Below are 12,278 nucleotides of genomic sequence, written 5' to 3' on the forward strand. Positions count from 1 at the left end.
GATTACTTCTTGCTCTTTGCGGATTCGCGGTCGTAGGCGGCGCGGTTGAAGCTCTCGCCACCCGATTCAGCCACCTGGCGGACGATGGCCCAGTCCTTCTGGTAGGTCACCGGATAGAAGCGGTCGGCGCCGTCGAAGGCCTTCGACATTTCCGCGGGGAAGCGGTAGTCGTAGAAGCACTTCAACATCTGGTCGCGGAACTTCGGTTCCAGGTCATGCGCGTAGGCGAATGACGAGGTGGGGAATTTCTCGCTCTTGTAGATCACGCGGAAGTCGGCTTCCTTGACCTGGCCGCGTTCGACCATGCGCTTGAACACGTCGGAGGCCACGGCGGCGGCGTCATAGTCGCCGGAGTTCACGCCCATGACGGATTGGTCGTGCTTGCCCGAGAAGATCACCTTGTAGTCCTTGTCCGGCGTCAGGCCTTCCTTGGGGAACAGGGCCACGGGCGCCATGTGGCCCGAGTTCGATGACGGCGCGGTGTGCGCCAGCTTCTTGCCCTTCAGGTCAGCCAGCTTCTGGTAGGGGCTGTCTTTCTTGACGATGACGATCAGGTTGTAGCCCTGGAAGCCGTCGGCATAGCCCTTGACGGCAAACGGCACGGCGCCCGCGATGTTCACGGCGAAGGCAGTAGGGCCGGTCGAGAACCCGCCCACGTGCAGGCGGCCCGAGCGCATGGCTTCGATTTCCGCAGCGTTGCTTTGCACCTGGTAGAACACCACGCGCTTGCCGGTGCATTCCGACAGGTGCTTGGTGAAGGGCTTGAAGATGTCTTCGTAGACCGCCGGATCTTCCACCGGGGTGTAGGTGAACACCAGCGTCGAAGGCGTCTTCAACTTGGACGCGTCGGCGGGCGTATCGGCCACCAGGTCCTTGTTGTTGTCGCAATACATCTGGTCCAGATCGCCCCGGTTGGAGCAGGTGTCGGCGGCCTGGGCGGTGGCGCCGCCAACGGCGAATGCGGCCAGGGCGGCCGCTTGCAATAGACGCATCGCGTGCATGGTTTGTCTCCTCTTGTGGGACGAATTTGAATATTCGCTGAATTCAACCACACAAGCGGGGACGGCACACCTGGGAAAGTCCCTGCCTTTCTTTTCGTCTTTTGTTCGAATTGTTCGTTTTATGTTCGTTTATTTTCGGTCAATCGAACGTGCCGGGTATGCGCCTGGCCAGGATCCGCCGGTTCAGCCCCGGTAGCCCAGCTTGCGCGAGATCTCCTGCGCGCACGCCAGCAGCGGGCGGGCGATCGTGCCGTCCCAGCCCACATCGAAAAGGCCCGTGGGGCCCAGGCTGGTCAAGCCCAGGACGATGTTGCCGGTGTTGTCGAACACCGGCACCGACAAGGCGTCCACGCCGGGCAGCGGGTTGCCCAGCGCGCGGGCCATGCCGTGTACGCGGATATCGGCTAACTGCGCTTCGATATTGGCCCGCGATGCTTTGCGAGGGGGCGGCACGCTGGCGATGACGGCCGTGTCGCCTTCTTCGCGGGCGATGTAGTGTTCGCTGACCTTGGGCGGCAGCCAGGCCGCGAACACCAGGCCGGTGGCGGTGTGCAGCATGGACATGACGGTGCCCTTGCGCATGTTCACGTGGACCGGGTAGCTGGCTTCGGTCATGTGGATCATGGTGGGTCCGTGCGAACCCAGCACCGCGATGCCCAGCGTGTGGCCGATCTCGGATTGCAGCTTGGCGATCTCGGGCATGGCGATGCGCACGGGGTCCAGCCGTTGCAGGCTGACCAGCCCCATCTGCAGGGCAAAGGGGCCAAGTTCGTACTGGCCGGTGATGGTGTCTTGCTGCACCAGGCCCACGCGGATGAAGCTGACCAGATAGGGGTGCGCCTTGGCGGACGTCATGCCGGCGCCCGCGGCCAGGTCGCGCAGGGTCAGGGGCTTGGCGGCGTCCACCAGGGCGGCCAGCAACGGCACGCCCACTTCGATGGACTGGATGCTGCGGCGGCCGTCGTTGGCGGCGGAGGCGGGAGTCTTGGGAGTGGCCACGGGATGCGGACCTCAGGCCGGTTGCGCGTGCGGCGATTGCACGGACGGGCGGGCCGCCAGCAGCCGGTCCGCCATTTCAACGAAGCCCGCGCCGCCGTGGAAGGCCGCGACGAAGGCGGGCCGGTGCGTCAGGCGGTGCAACTGGGCCTGGATGTTGGCCACGCCGACCGAAATAGGGAAGTACGCGAACATGGGTTCGTCGTTGGGCGAATCGCCGATGAACAGCGTGCTGTCCAGCGCGCCAGCCACGTCCGCGCCGAATTCGCGCTGGAACATCGTGCGGGTCATGGTCAGCTTGTCATAGTCGCCGAACCAGCCGTTGACGTGGATCGAGCTGACTTTGGCTTGGGCGCCAGCGTCGTGGAAGATCTGGACGATCTTGCTGATGGCCGAATCAGGAAGCGCGGGCACGTCTTCGCAGAAGTCGATGGCCAGGTCGGCCACGCGATAGTCCTGGTCGCTGGCGACGGCCGAGCCCGGCACCTCGGCCAGCACGCGGTCGCGGATGGCGTCCAGCTGCTTGCGGCTGGCCTGGCGCGAAGCGGCGTCCGTCCAGTAGTGGGTGGTCATGCGGCGGGCCTGGCGGTCGTAGGCGTAGTAGAACGCGCCGTTCTCCCCCACCACGGCGCGCACGGGCCACATGCGGGCGATGTGGTCGCACCAGCCGGCCGGGCGGCCGGTGATGGGCACGACCTGGATGCCCGCCTGTTCCAGGCGTTCCAGCGCGGCGTAGGCGTCGGCCGGCAGGCGGCCCTCGGTGGTCAGCGTGTCGTCGATATCGGTCAGGACGACGCGAACCGCCGCCGCGACGGTCAAAGGCATGGCCGCAAGGGCTTGCATGGGTTTTTTCCTCGAGGGGGTGTCGTTTTTAGGGGTATCTCCGGGCGAAAGTTTAACCGGATGGCCCCCGCCGGCAGCCGTTCTGGCGGCCCGATAGGGGATCTGGCGCCAGGGGCGCTAAAATCCGGGCTTTCCCGCCTGGTTTGCGTGCCCGCCATGTCCGTCCAGTTGTCCTCTTTGCCCGGCTCCGAGCCGGAATCCTTCGGTATCGCTTCGGTTGCCGAGATCATCGCCGAGCTTCGCGCCGGCCGCATCGTCATCCTGGTTGATGAGGAAGACCGTGAAAATGAAGGCGACCTGGTCATGGCCGCCGAATTCGTCACGCCTGAAGCCATCAATTTCATGGTCACGCACGGCCGCGGCCTGGTGTGCCTGACGCTGACCGAAGAACGCTGTCGCCAGCTGGAGCTGCCAATGATGGCGGCCCGCAACGGCACGCGATACGGCACCAATTTCACGCAGTCCATCGAGGCCGCGGTAGGGGTGGAAACTGGTATCTCGGCCGCCGACCGCGCCCGCACGATCCAGGTGGCGGTGGCGCGTGACGCCAAACCGGCCGACCTGGTGCAGCCCGGCCACATCTTCCCGGTGCGCGCCGTGCCCGGCGGAGTGCTGGTGCGCGCCGGCCACACCGAAGCCGGCTGCGACCTGACCGCTATGGCTGGCCTGACGCCTGCCGCGGTCATCTGCGAGATCCTCAAGCCGGACGGCACCATGGCCCGCCTGCCGGACCTGGTGGAATTCGGTCGCCAGCACAACCTGAAGATCGGCACGATCGCCGATCTGATCCAGTACCGCAGCGAACACGAATCCATCGTCAAACGCGTGGGCAAGCGCCCCATGCAGACGGCCTGGGGCACCTTCGAGGCCGTGGCCTACGAAGACGCCGCCACGGGCTCCGCCCATTTGGCGCTGGTGCATGGTAACGTGAGCCCCGATGTTGAAACGCTGGTGCGCGTGCATGAGCCGGCCTCGGTGCTGGACGTGCTGGACACGGGCGCCAGCCCGCACAGTTGGGGCGTGGCAAAAGCGTTGCAGGCGATTGCGGCCGCTCCGGCAGGGGTGCTGGTGTTGATGAACTGCCAATCGTCCACCGAGCACCTGTTCGGCCAGATCGCCGGCTGGAACGACCCGAAGGCCCAGGCCGACGCCGCCGCCAGCACCGACCGGTTCGGGCTGCGCACCTACGGCATCGGCGCCCAGATTCTGCGCGACCTGAATGTTGGCCAGATGAAGCTGCTGGCCCGGCCGCGCAAGATGCCCAGCATGGCGGGCTTTTCGCTCACCATTACGGGTTACGATTGCGACCCGCTGAATACTTCCGCAACACACTGAAGGCCGACACATGAACCCTTACATCCTTACCCCCGACCTGAACGGCGAAGGGCTGCACATCGGCATCGTACGCGCCCGCTTCAATGAAGAAATCGGTCAAGCCGAACTCGAAGCGTGCCTGAAGGAACTGGCCGAACTGGGTGTGGACGAACGCGACGTGATGGTCGCCACCGTTCCCGGCGCCCTGGAACTGGGCGTGGCCCTGTCGCACATGGCCGAAACGTTTGAATTCGACGCCTTGATCGCGCTGGGCGCCGTCATCCGTGGCGAGACCTATCACTTTGAAGTGGTCAGCAATGAAATGGCCATGGCAATCACCCGTATCTCCCTGGAAACCGGCATCCCCGTCGCAAACGGCGTGTTGACCGTCGACACCGACGAGCAGGCGCAAGCCCGCGCCGCCGGCAAGGGTCGCGATTGCGCTCAGGTGGCCGTTGAAATGGCCAACCTGGTGGCGGCGCTGGAACCCGAGGAAGAAGACGAAGACGACGAAGACGAGGACGAAGATTTTGACGACGAAGAAGACGACGACCAGCGCTGATAGCGCGGCGCAAGCCCGCGCCAGCGCGCGCAGCGCCCGCCGCCGTGCACGCGAATTCGCGCTGCAAGGTGTGTACGCGTGGCTGCTGCGCGGTGGCGAAGGCACGCAAGACGCCGGCGAGATCGACGCCCACCTGCGCGACACCGAGGATTTTTCCGAGGCCGACGCGCAGTGGTTCAAGACCTTGCTGCACGGTGTCCTGCGCGAAGCGCCCGCGCTGCGCGAGCGTTTCACGCCCTACGTCGACCGCCCGCTGGCCGAGCTGTCGCCCGTTGAACATGGCATCCTGCTGATCGGCAGCTTCGAACTGATTCATCATGTCGAAGTGCCGTACAAGGTTGCCATCAACGAAGCGGTCGAGCTGGCCAAATCGTTTGGCGGCACCGACGGCTTCAAGTTCGTCAACGGCGTGCTCGACAAGCTGGCCGCCGACGTGCGTGCGACCGAAGTCCAGGCTGCCGCTAGGAGGTAGGCCCCCCCGAGCGCTGCGCGCTTCCCCCCAGGGGGGCGCCTCTGCGGACCGGCGGAGCCGGCTCCGCGTGGCCCCGTTTTTTGGGGGCATTTGCTTCTTGCGATGCGCGCGGCGGTGGGCTTTTTTCCCCGTTGCGTGCGCCGCGCATGATCTTCGGGACTGTTCGTCCCATGTGGGCGTTAATGCCGGCCGGCCGTGCCGGATAGCGGAGTCGCCGTGGCGTCCGAATTCGATCTGATCGCGCGCTATTTCACCCGGACCGCGCCCGCAGGAATGCTGGGCGTGGGCGACGATTGCGCCTTGTTTCCCGTGCCGCCTGGCGAACAGGTCGCCACCAGCACCGATCTGCTGCTGGTGGGCCGGCATTTCTTCCCCGATGTGGACCCCCGCGCCCTGGGCCACAAAGCCCTGGCCGTGAATCTTTCCGACCTGGCCGCCATGGGCGCCCGGCCGATCGGCTGCGTGCTGGGCCTGGCCTTGCCGCGCCTGGACGAACCCTGGCTGGCCGCGTTCGCGGACGGCTTTCACGCATTGGCTGCCGCCCATGGCTGCCCGTTGATCGGCGGCGACACCACGCGCAGCGCGCATGACCTGGCGATCAGCGTTACCGTGTTCGGTGCCGTGCCCGCCGGCCAGGCGCTGCGGCGCGACGGCGCGCAGGCGGGCGACGACATCTGGGTGTCCGGAGAACTTGGCGCCGCCGACGTGGCCTACCGCCTGCTGGACGGCCAATATCCGGTCGACACGGCCCTGCTTGCCGCCACTCGCGGCGCGCTGGAATGGCCGCAGCCTCAGGTCGCGCTGGGATTGGCGCTGCGCGGCGTCGCGCACGCCGCCATCGACCTGTCCGATGGCTTGCTGCAAGACCTGGGCCACATCCTGGCCGCCAGCCGGGTGGGCGCGTCGGTCGAATTCGGCCGGATGCCGGTGGCTGCCGCCTTGGCGGCGATGGACGCGGCGCCGTTGCAACGCGCGGTGCTGGGCGGCGGTGACGTCTATCAGTTGTGCTTCACCGCGCCCGCCGCCAAACGCGACGCCGTCCAGGCCGCCGGCCTGGCCGCCAATGCCCGCGTGACCCGCATCGGCCAGACGCTGGCGCAGCCGGGCTTGACGGTGCTGGACGGACAGGGTCAGCCGATGACCGCGCTGCCGGCTGGTTTCGACCACTTTCCCGCGGCCTGATCCACCGCGGATCCGCCAGCCTCTACCAACATCCCCTTTACCCACCGGCCCAGGAACGCCATGTCCCTTACCGATAAGCCATCACCGTCCATGCGCGAACGTTCGCGGGCCGAGTATCCGCCGCTATCCTGGATATGCCGCGATCCGGGCCGGCTGATCGCCTTTGGCCTGGGCAGCGGCCTGATCCGTCCGGCGTCGGGCACGTGGGGCACCTTGCTGGCGTGGGGCATCTGGGTGGCGGCCGCGCCTGCCGCATCGGACTTGGCGATTGGCGTGTTCCTGGCCCTGGCTTTTCTGTACGGGTGCTGGGCCTGCCATCGCGTGGGCCGCGAACTTGGGCAGGCGGATCATGTCGGAATGGTCTGGGACGAGATGGTGGCGTTCTGGCTGGTGCTTTGGCTGACGCCCGCGGGCTGGGTGTCGCAGTTGCTGGCGTTCGGGCTGTTTCGCCTGTTCGACATCGTCAAGCCGCCTCCCATCAAGTTCTTCGACGCTCATATCAAGGGCGGCTTCGGGGTTATGTGGGACGATATCGTGGCGGCCGGCTATGCCTTGCTGGTGATGGCGTTGGTCGCGCGCACAGGAGTCTTGGGATGAACGATCAACACGAAGCGGGATCGCGGTCGAATCTGTCGGCCGCGCAGTTGAGCGAGGCCACGGCTATCGGTCTGGCCGAGCGGCTGGGCGACGCGATGCGGCGCCACGGCTGGATGCTTGGCACCGCGGAATCCTGCACGGGCGGCTTGTTGGCCGGCGCGATGACATCGGTAGCCGGTTCCAGCGAATGGTTCGAACGTGGCTTCGTCACCTATAGCAACGAGGCCAAAGTGGCGGAGTTGGACGTTTCCCCCGATGCGCTGCATCACTTTGGCGCGGTCAGCGAACCCGTTGCACTGGAAATGGCCAACGGTGTGTTGCTGGCGTCGCCCGCCGCACAGGTGGGCGTGTCCACGACCGGCATCGCCGGACCAGGCGGCGCCACGCCGGGCAAGCCGGTGGGCATGGTGTGCTTCGGCTTTGCGATGCGCGTGGGCGACGGCATCACCAGCCGCGCCGTGACGCACGTGTTCCCCGGCGACCGGACGCAAGTGCGCCAGGCCGCGGTGGAATACGCGTTGCGGGGGCTGCTGGAATTCGTGGGCGCGCCGGTCAACCGGCGCTAGGCGGGTGTTGGGCCCCACGCTGCACACGCGTTGCGTGTTTGCTGCCCCCTAGGGGGCTTTTTTGCCTTGGGGCGGCCCGGCGGCAAAAAGGCCGCCCGGCCACATCCCAGGATCAACGCACCGCGTTGATCGCGTCGCGCAGGCCCATGGCCGCGCGGCCGGCGGCCTCGCGCCAGTCGTCGCCGCCGCTGGCGTAGATGATGGCGCGCGAAGAGTTGATCATCATGCCGTTGCGGGCGGCGTTCGCGCCCGCGTTCACGGTGGCGGTGATGTCGCCGCCCTGGGCGCCGATGCCGGGCACCAGCAGGGGCAGCGCGTCGCCGATGCGTTGGCGGACGGCGGCCAGTTCGTTCGGGAACGTGGCGCCCACCACCAGGCCGCACTGGCCATTGGCGTTCCATTTGTCGGCCACCAGCCCTGCGACGTGCAGGTACAGCGGTTCGCCGTTATCCATTTTCAGGAATTGCAGGTCGGAACCGCCGGGGTTCGACGTGCGGCACAGCACGATCACGCCGCGGTCGCGCCAGGCCAGATAGGGCTCGACCGAGTCCAGCCCCATGTAGGGGCTGACGGTCAGGGCGTGCGCCTGATAGCGCTCGTAGGCTTCGCGCGCGTAGTTTTCAGCGGTGGAACCGATGTCGCCGCGCTTGGCGTCCAGCACGATGGGCAGGTCGGGATGCTTGTCACGGATGTGCTGGCACAGGGCTTCCAGCTGGTCTTCGGCGCGATGCGCGGCGAAGTACGCAATCTGCGGCTTGAAGCTGCAGGCGTAGGGCGCGGTGGCGTCGACGATGTCGCGGCAGAACTGGAAGATGGCGTCCGGTTTGTCCTGCAATTCGCGCGGGAAGCGTTGCGGGTCGGGATCCAGCCCAACTTGCAGAAGCGAGTTGCTGGTGGTCCAGGCGTGTTCGAGTTTTTGCAGGAAATTCATGGGGAGTTCAGTGCAGTTTGACCCGGGGGCGCGTGCGCCGCATAAGCAGGCGGGCCAGGGCCAGGGAGGCGGTGCGAGAAATGCCGAGCACTGCTTTGTGGTGCATCAGGTGCAGGCTCATGTACATCAAGCGCGCCAGTGTACCGCTTACGAACAGACCCCGTCCGGCCAGCTTGCCCATCAGGCTGCCGACGCCGGCGTCCTGGCCCAGCGACACCAGCGAACCGTGGTCCTGATAGACGTAGGGGCCGGCGGGCTCGGCCGAGCCGCGCAGCCGAGCCGTCAGCTTCTTGGCCAGGTAATCGGCCTGCTGGTGGGCGGCCTGGGCGCGGGCGGGCACGGTGCGTCCGTCGCGCCAGGGAACCGAGCAGCAGTCGCCCAGCGCCAGGATGTGCGGATCCGCCGTTTCCATGCGTTCGTTCAATTCCAGCTGGCCCAGCTTGTTCAGCGGCAGGCCCAGGTCGGCCAACAGGGCCGGGCCCTTGATGCCGGCCGCCCACATGCACAGCTGGGCAGGGAATTCGCGCCCGTCGGCGGTCTTGACGCTGCTGTCCGTCACTTCCGACACGCGGCAGGAGGTTTCCACGCCAATGCCCAGTTCTTTCAACCGGTTAGTGGCGGCTTCCGAGATTTTTTCGGGCAAGGCGGACAGGATGCGCGGCGCGCCTTCGACCAGCGTGATGGCCAGGTCGCGTTCGGCGCGGAAGTTCGGCAGACCGTAGGCGCTGACCACGTGGCTGGCCTCGGTGAGTTCCACGGCCAATTCGACGCCGGTGGCGCCGCCGCCCACGATAACCAGATCCAGCCGGGCCGACGGGTTGCGTACCTTCGCCAGGTCCACTTGCGCCATGGCCTTCAGCATGGTCAGGCGGAACTGTTCGGCGTTTTCGGTGGTGTCCAGCGTCACGGCGTGGTCGGCCGCGCCGGGCGTATTGAAGAAATTGGAGGTGCTGCCCAGGGCCAGCACCAACGTGTCGTAGGCCAGCTCGCGGCGGGGCAGGACCTCTTGGCCTTGCGCGTCGTTGACGGCGTCCACCGCGATCTGGCGGCGCTCGCGGTCCACGCTCAGCAAGCGGCCCTGCGCGAACGAAAAGCCGTTCATGTGGGCCAGCATCAGGTAGGACAGGCCTTCCTGATGGATGTCGAGCGTGCCGGCGGCCGCTTCATGCAGCGATGGCTTCCAGATATGGAAGGGGCGGCTGTCGACCAGCGTGATGTGTTGTCGGCCATGAATCCGGCCCAACTTGGCGGCCAATTCCAGGCCGCCGGCACCGCCGCCGACGATGACGATGCGTTGAGTGGGGGCTGACGTCGATTTAGGCATCATGGCTCCCAGTATAAAGACAGGCGCGGCCCTCGTGGGACGCCGGCCGTGTCAATGCATGACGAAACGGCTGATGGCCACGCCGATCCAGACCGCGCCCGCGAAGAGCAGCAGCAGCATCACCGCCGCGCTGCCCAGGTCCTTGGCCCGCCCCAGCAAGGGATGACGTTCCACGGACAGCGCGTCGGCCAGCGCCTCGATGGCGGAGTTCAGCAATTCGGCCGCCAGCACCATGATCACGGTGCCGACCAGGAAAAAGACCTCGACCGTGGTCCGGCCCAGGAAGAACGCCGCCGGGATCATCAACACCGCCAGCGCCAGTTCCTGGCGGAAGGCGGCCTCGTATTTGACGGCCGCTTTCAGCCCCTGCCAGGAGTAGCGCAGCGCATTCAGGATGCGGCGCAAGCCGCCAGTGCTTTTAAAGGGCGAGTGTTGCGGGTCGTAGGTCATGGATGCGGAAGATTGCCGGGTGTGGCGGCTTTTTAACAGATAAGGGTTGCCCGCGTGGTGCGGCGTGGGGCTATGGGCAAACCCTAATTGTGACGGAACGAAGGCAGGCGCAGGATTCTGGTCAATTGGTAAGGCCACTTTACCTTTTCGCTGTTGCCTCCCCCTGATCCCATGCCGATCCAGACTATCGAGCCCCGCCGCTTGTACCGCCAGATCGCCGACCAGCTCCGGTTGCTGATCGAGGCCGGGGAATTTCCGGTGGGCGCCCGGCTGCCGCCCGAGCGCGACCTGGCGTTGAAGCTAGGGGTGTCCCGCCCGTCGGTGCGGGAAGCGCTGATCGCGCTGGAGGTCGAAGGCTGGGTGGAGGTGCGCATGGGGTCGGGCGTGTATGTGCAAAGCCTGGCCGGCGCGCCGCGCGCCAGCCTGACCGCCGAAAGCCCCCTTGAAACCATCCGCGCGCGCTGGACGATCGAAGGCGAACTCGCCGCGCAGGCGGCGCGCAACCCCGTGCCCGCGCTGGTCGACGGCCTGCTGGAAGCGATGGGCGCGATGGAAGACGAGGCCCAGGCGGGCAGCGTGCCCATCCGTGGCGACCGGTTGTTTCACCTGCGCGTGGCCGAAATGGCCGGCAACGCCGTTCTGGTGCGCGTGGTGGGTGAACTCTTCGACGAACGGCACAACCCTTTGTCCGTGAAGCTGGGCGACTACTTCGAAAACCCGGACAGCTGGGCCGTGGCCATCACCGAACACCGCCGCGTCATCACTGCCATCGCGGCCGGTGACGAGGCCGCCGCGCGCGCGGCGATGCATCACCATCTTTCCTGCTCGTTTGACCGTTTGACGGCCAGTTGGCCGGCGGCCGCCGACGCGCTGAGAGCCGAATAGCAAAGAACCTGCGGCGTCTAGACGCCGCAGGGGAAGCCGTAGTCGCTGTACCAAGGTGCAACCTGTATGTGAAATTCCCATGTGAAACATAAAGCGGGCCGAGCGCGTAACGACATTCGCCGGACTCGCTACCTCAAAGAGAGGAGACATCATGAATCGAGGCAACGCTATCAAAGTGCTGTTTGCCGCCGCGCTGCTTGCCGTCAGTGGCAGCGCGCTGGCGCAAACCAAGCTGAAATGGGCGCATGTGTACGAGACGTCCGAACCGTTCCATACCTCGTCGGTGTGGGCGGCGCAGGAAATCGAGAAACGCACCAACGGCCGTTATCACATCGATGTCTATCCCGCCTCTCAGTTGGGCAAGGAAAACGACATCAACCAGGGGCTGACCCTGGGCACCGTGGACATGATCATTTCCGGGTCCAGCTTCGCCGCCAAGAGCTTTCCCCGCATCGGCGTCACGTACTACCCCTACATCTTCCGCAATCCCGAGCACTTGATCGCCTACACCAAGAGCGATATCTACAAAGAGCTGACGCGGGGCTACGACGAGAAAAGCGGCAACCACATCGTCGCCACCACCTATTACGGCACGCGCCAGACGACGTCCAACCGCGCCTTCACCAAGTGCGCGGAAATGAAGGGCATGAAGATCCGCGTGCCGGACGTGGCCGCCTACCTGGCGATGCCGCGCGCCTGTGGCGCCAACACCGCGCCCATCGCGTTCGCCGAGGTGTACCTGGCCTTGCAGAATGGCACGGTGGAAGCGCAGGAAAACCCGCTGACCACCATCGAAGCCAAGAAGTTCTACGAGGTGCAGAAGAACATCATCCTGACGGGGCACATCGTCGATCACTTGAATACGGTGATCTCGGGCAAGCTGTGGAAGAGCCTCTCCGATGAGGACAAGAAGATCTTCTCCGAAGTGGCGCAGCAGGCGGCGGAAAAGGCATCGTCCGAAGTGGCCGAAAGCGAGAAGAAGATGGTCGAGGTGTTCAAGAAGCGCGGGCTGAACGTGGCCGAAGTCAATGTCGATGACTTCCGCAAGACCGTGCTGGAGAAGGTGCCGTTCGAGCAATACGGCTACCAGAAATCGGATTGGGAAAAAATCCAGGCGGTGAAGTAAGCCGCGCGGGCGGGCCCTTGCGGCCCGCC

Annotated in this window: 14 protein-coding genes; 8 read left to right on the plus strand and 6 right to left on the minus strand. The window is 65.8% G+C overall.

What is annotated here, in order from left to right:
• Positions 1 to 2 precede the first annotated feature (2 nt).
• From phnD to ACI0FO_RS15850, 3 genes are all read right to left on the minus strand, one after another.
• A complete protein-coding gene (phnD, locus tag ACI0FO_RS15840; protein WP_416028037.1) occupies positions 3 to 1,001 on the minus strand; it encodes a phosphate/phosphite/phosphonate ABC transporter substrate-binding protein in 999 nt (332 codons plus the stop codon).
• Positions 1,002 to 1,184: 183 nt separating this feature from the next.
• Positions 1,185 to 2,000, minus strand: a complete 816-nt coding sequence (locus ACI0FO_RS15845) for an IclR family transcriptional regulator (protein ID WP_416028038.1) — start codon at positions 1,998 to 2,000, stop codon at positions 1,185 to 1,187.
• A 12-nt stretch (positions 2,001 to 2,012) separates the two neighbouring features.
• Complete coding sequence (locus ACI0FO_RS15850; protein ID WP_416028040.1) at positions 2,013 to 2,840, minus strand: HAD-IIB family hydrolase; 828 nt, start codon at positions 2,838 to 2,840, stop codon at positions 2,013 to 2,015.
• A gap of 156 nt (positions 2,841 to 2,996) precedes the next feature.
• On the opposite strand from ACI0FO_RS15850, the gene ribBA reads away from it, so the two are divergent.
• The 6 genes from ribBA (at position 2,997) to ACI0FO_RS15880 (ending at position 7,533) form a co-directional block, all read left to right on the plus strand.
• Positions 2,997 to 4,175 (plus strand): bifunctional 3,4-dihydroxy-2-butanone-4-phosphate synthase/GTP cyclohydrolase II, encoded by a 1,179-nt coding sequence (ribBA, locus tag ACI0FO_RS15855; protein ID WP_105560354.1) that lies wholly within the window; start codon positions 2,997 to 2,999, stop codon positions 4,173 to 4,175.
• 10 nt (positions 4,176 to 4,185) lie between these two features.
• Positions 4,186 to 4,716, plus strand: coding sequence for a 6,7-dimethyl-8-ribityllumazine synthase (gene ribH, locus ACI0FO_RS15860; protein WP_006227613.1), 531 nt, complete (start codon positions 4,186 to 4,188; stop codon positions 4,714 to 4,716).
• On the plus strand, positions 4,685 to 5,188 hold the full coding sequence (nusB, locus tag ACI0FO_RS15865) for a transcription antitermination factor NusB (RefSeq protein ID WP_105560355.1): 504 nt from the start codon (positions 4,685 to 4,687) through the stop codon (positions 5,186 to 5,188). Before ribH ends, nusB begins: the two co-directional genes overlap by 32 nt.
• A 216-nt stretch (positions 5,189 to 5,404) precedes the next feature.
• Positions 5,405 to 6,370 carry a thiamine-phosphate kinase gene (thiL, locus tag ACI0FO_RS15870; RefSeq protein ID WP_416028043.1) on the plus strand — a complete coding sequence of 322 codons (966 nt, stop codon included), beginning with the start codon at positions 5,405 to 5,407 and terminating at the stop codon, positions 6,368 to 6,370.
• A 90-nt stretch (positions 6,371 to 6,460) separates the two neighbouring features.
• On the plus strand, positions 6,461 to 6,967 hold the full coding sequence (locus ACI0FO_RS15875; RefSeq protein ID WP_105560357.1) for a phosphatidylglycerophosphatase A: 507 nt from the start codon (positions 6,461 to 6,463) through the stop codon (positions 6,965 to 6,967).
• Positions 6,964 to 7,533 (plus strand): CinA family protein, encoded by a 570-nt coding sequence (locus ACI0FO_RS15880; RefSeq protein ID WP_416028044.1) that lies wholly within the window; start codon positions 6,964 to 6,966, stop codon positions 7,531 to 7,533. The genes ACI0FO_RS15875 and ACI0FO_RS15880 overlap by 4 nt, the downstream gene beginning before the upstream one ends.
• A 112-nt stretch (positions 7,534 to 7,645) precedes the next feature.
• Here ACI0FO_RS15880 and pyrF read toward each other — a convergent pair whose 3' ends face one another.
• Genes pyrF through ACI0FO_RS15895 form a run of 3 tightly spaced genes read right to left on the minus strand, consistent with a single transcriptional unit; the run spans position 7,646 to position 10,238 of the window.
• The gene (pyrF, locus tag ACI0FO_RS15885; protein WP_416028046.1) at positions 7,646 to 8,464 is read right to left on the minus strand and encodes an orotidine-5'-phosphate decarboxylase; all 819 of its coding nucleotides are present in this window, start codon (positions 8,462 to 8,464) and stop codon (positions 7,646 to 7,648) included.
• Positions 8,465 to 8,471: 7 nt separating this feature from the next.
• Positions 8,472 to 9,791, minus strand: coding sequence for an NAD(P)/FAD-dependent oxidoreductase (locus ACI0FO_RS15890; protein WP_416028048.1), 1,320 nt, complete (start codon positions 9,789 to 9,791; stop codon positions 8,472 to 8,474).
• Positions 9,792 to 9,839: 48 nt separating this feature from the next.
• Positions 9,840 to 10,238, minus strand: a complete 399-nt coding sequence (locus ACI0FO_RS15895) for a diacylglycerol kinase (RefSeq protein ID WP_105560360.1) — start codon at positions 10,236 to 10,238, stop codon at positions 9,840 to 9,842.
• Between the two features lie 171 nt (positions 10,239 to 10,409).
• On the opposite strand from ACI0FO_RS15895, the gene ACI0FO_RS15900 reads away from it, so the two are divergent.
• Both ACI0FO_RS15900 and ACI0FO_RS15905 read left to right on the plus strand, forming a co-directional pair.
• Complete coding sequence (locus ACI0FO_RS15900) at positions 10,410 to 11,123, plus strand: FadR/GntR family transcriptional regulator (RefSeq protein ID WP_416028050.1); 714 nt, start codon at positions 10,410 to 10,412, stop codon at positions 11,121 to 11,123.
• A gap of 151 nt (positions 11,124 to 11,274) precedes the next feature.
• Entirely contained in the window at positions 11,275 to 12,249 is a 975-nt protein-coding gene (locus ACI0FO_RS15905) for a sialic acid TRAP transporter substrate-binding protein SiaP (RefSeq protein ID WP_416028052.1), read from the plus strand.
• The last annotated feature ends 29 nt before the right edge of the window (positions 12,250 to 12,278 follow it).

The sequence above is a fragment of the Achromobacter marplatensis genome, from assembly GCF_049060505.1.
GTDB lineage: Bacteria > Pseudomonadota > Gammaproteobacteria > Burkholderiales > Burkholderiaceae_B > Achromobacter > Achromobacter marplatensis_A.

What these genes read in the sequence shown, in the direction of transcription:
- phnD (WP_416028037.1), bottom strand. Translation starts at nt 1,001, where the DNA reads ATGCACGCGATGCGTCTATTGCAAGCGGCCGCCCTGGCCGCATTCGCC.
- ACI0FO_RS15850 (WP_416028040.1), bottom strand. Translation starts at nt 2,840, where the DNA reads ATGCAAGCCCTTGCGGCCATGCCTTTGACCGTCGCGGCGGCGGTTCGC.
- ribBA (WP_105560354.1), top strand. Translation starts at nt 2,997, where the DNA reads ATGTCCGTCCAGTTGTCCTCTTTGCCCGGCTCCGAGCCGGAATCCTTC.
- ribH (WP_006227613.1), top strand. Translation starts at nt 4,186, where the DNA reads ATGAACCCTTACATCCTTACCCCCGACCTGAACGGCGAAGGGCTGCAC.
- ACI0FO_RS15875 (WP_105560357.1), top strand. Translation starts at nt 6,461, where the DNA reads ATGCGCGAACGTTCGCGGGCCGAGTATCCGCCGCTATCCTGGATATGC.
- ACI0FO_RS15880 (WP_416028044.1), top strand. Translation starts at nt 6,964, where the DNA reads ATGAACGATCAACACGAAGCGGGATCGCGGTCGAATCTGTCGGCCGCG.
- pyrF (WP_416028046.1), bottom strand. Translation starts at nt 8,464, where the DNA reads ATGAATTTCCTGCAAAAACTCGAACACGCCTGGACCACCAGCAACTCG.
- ACI0FO_RS15890 (WP_416028048.1), bottom strand. Translation starts at nt 9,791, where the DNA reads ATGATGCCTAAATCGACGTCAGCCCCCACTCAACGCATCGTCATCGTC.
- ACI0FO_RS15895 (WP_105560360.1), bottom strand. Translation starts at nt 10,238, where the DNA reads ATGACCTACGACCCGCAACACTCGCCCTTTAAAAGCACTGGCGGCTTG.
- ACI0FO_RS15900 (WP_416028050.1), top strand. Translation starts at nt 10,410, where the DNA reads ATGCCGATCCAGACTATCGAGCCCCGCCGCTTGTACCGCCAGATCGCC.
- ACI0FO_RS15905 (WP_416028052.1), top strand. Translation starts at nt 11,275, where the DNA reads ATGAATCGAGGCAACGCTATCAAAGTGCTGTTTGCCGCCGCGCTGCTT.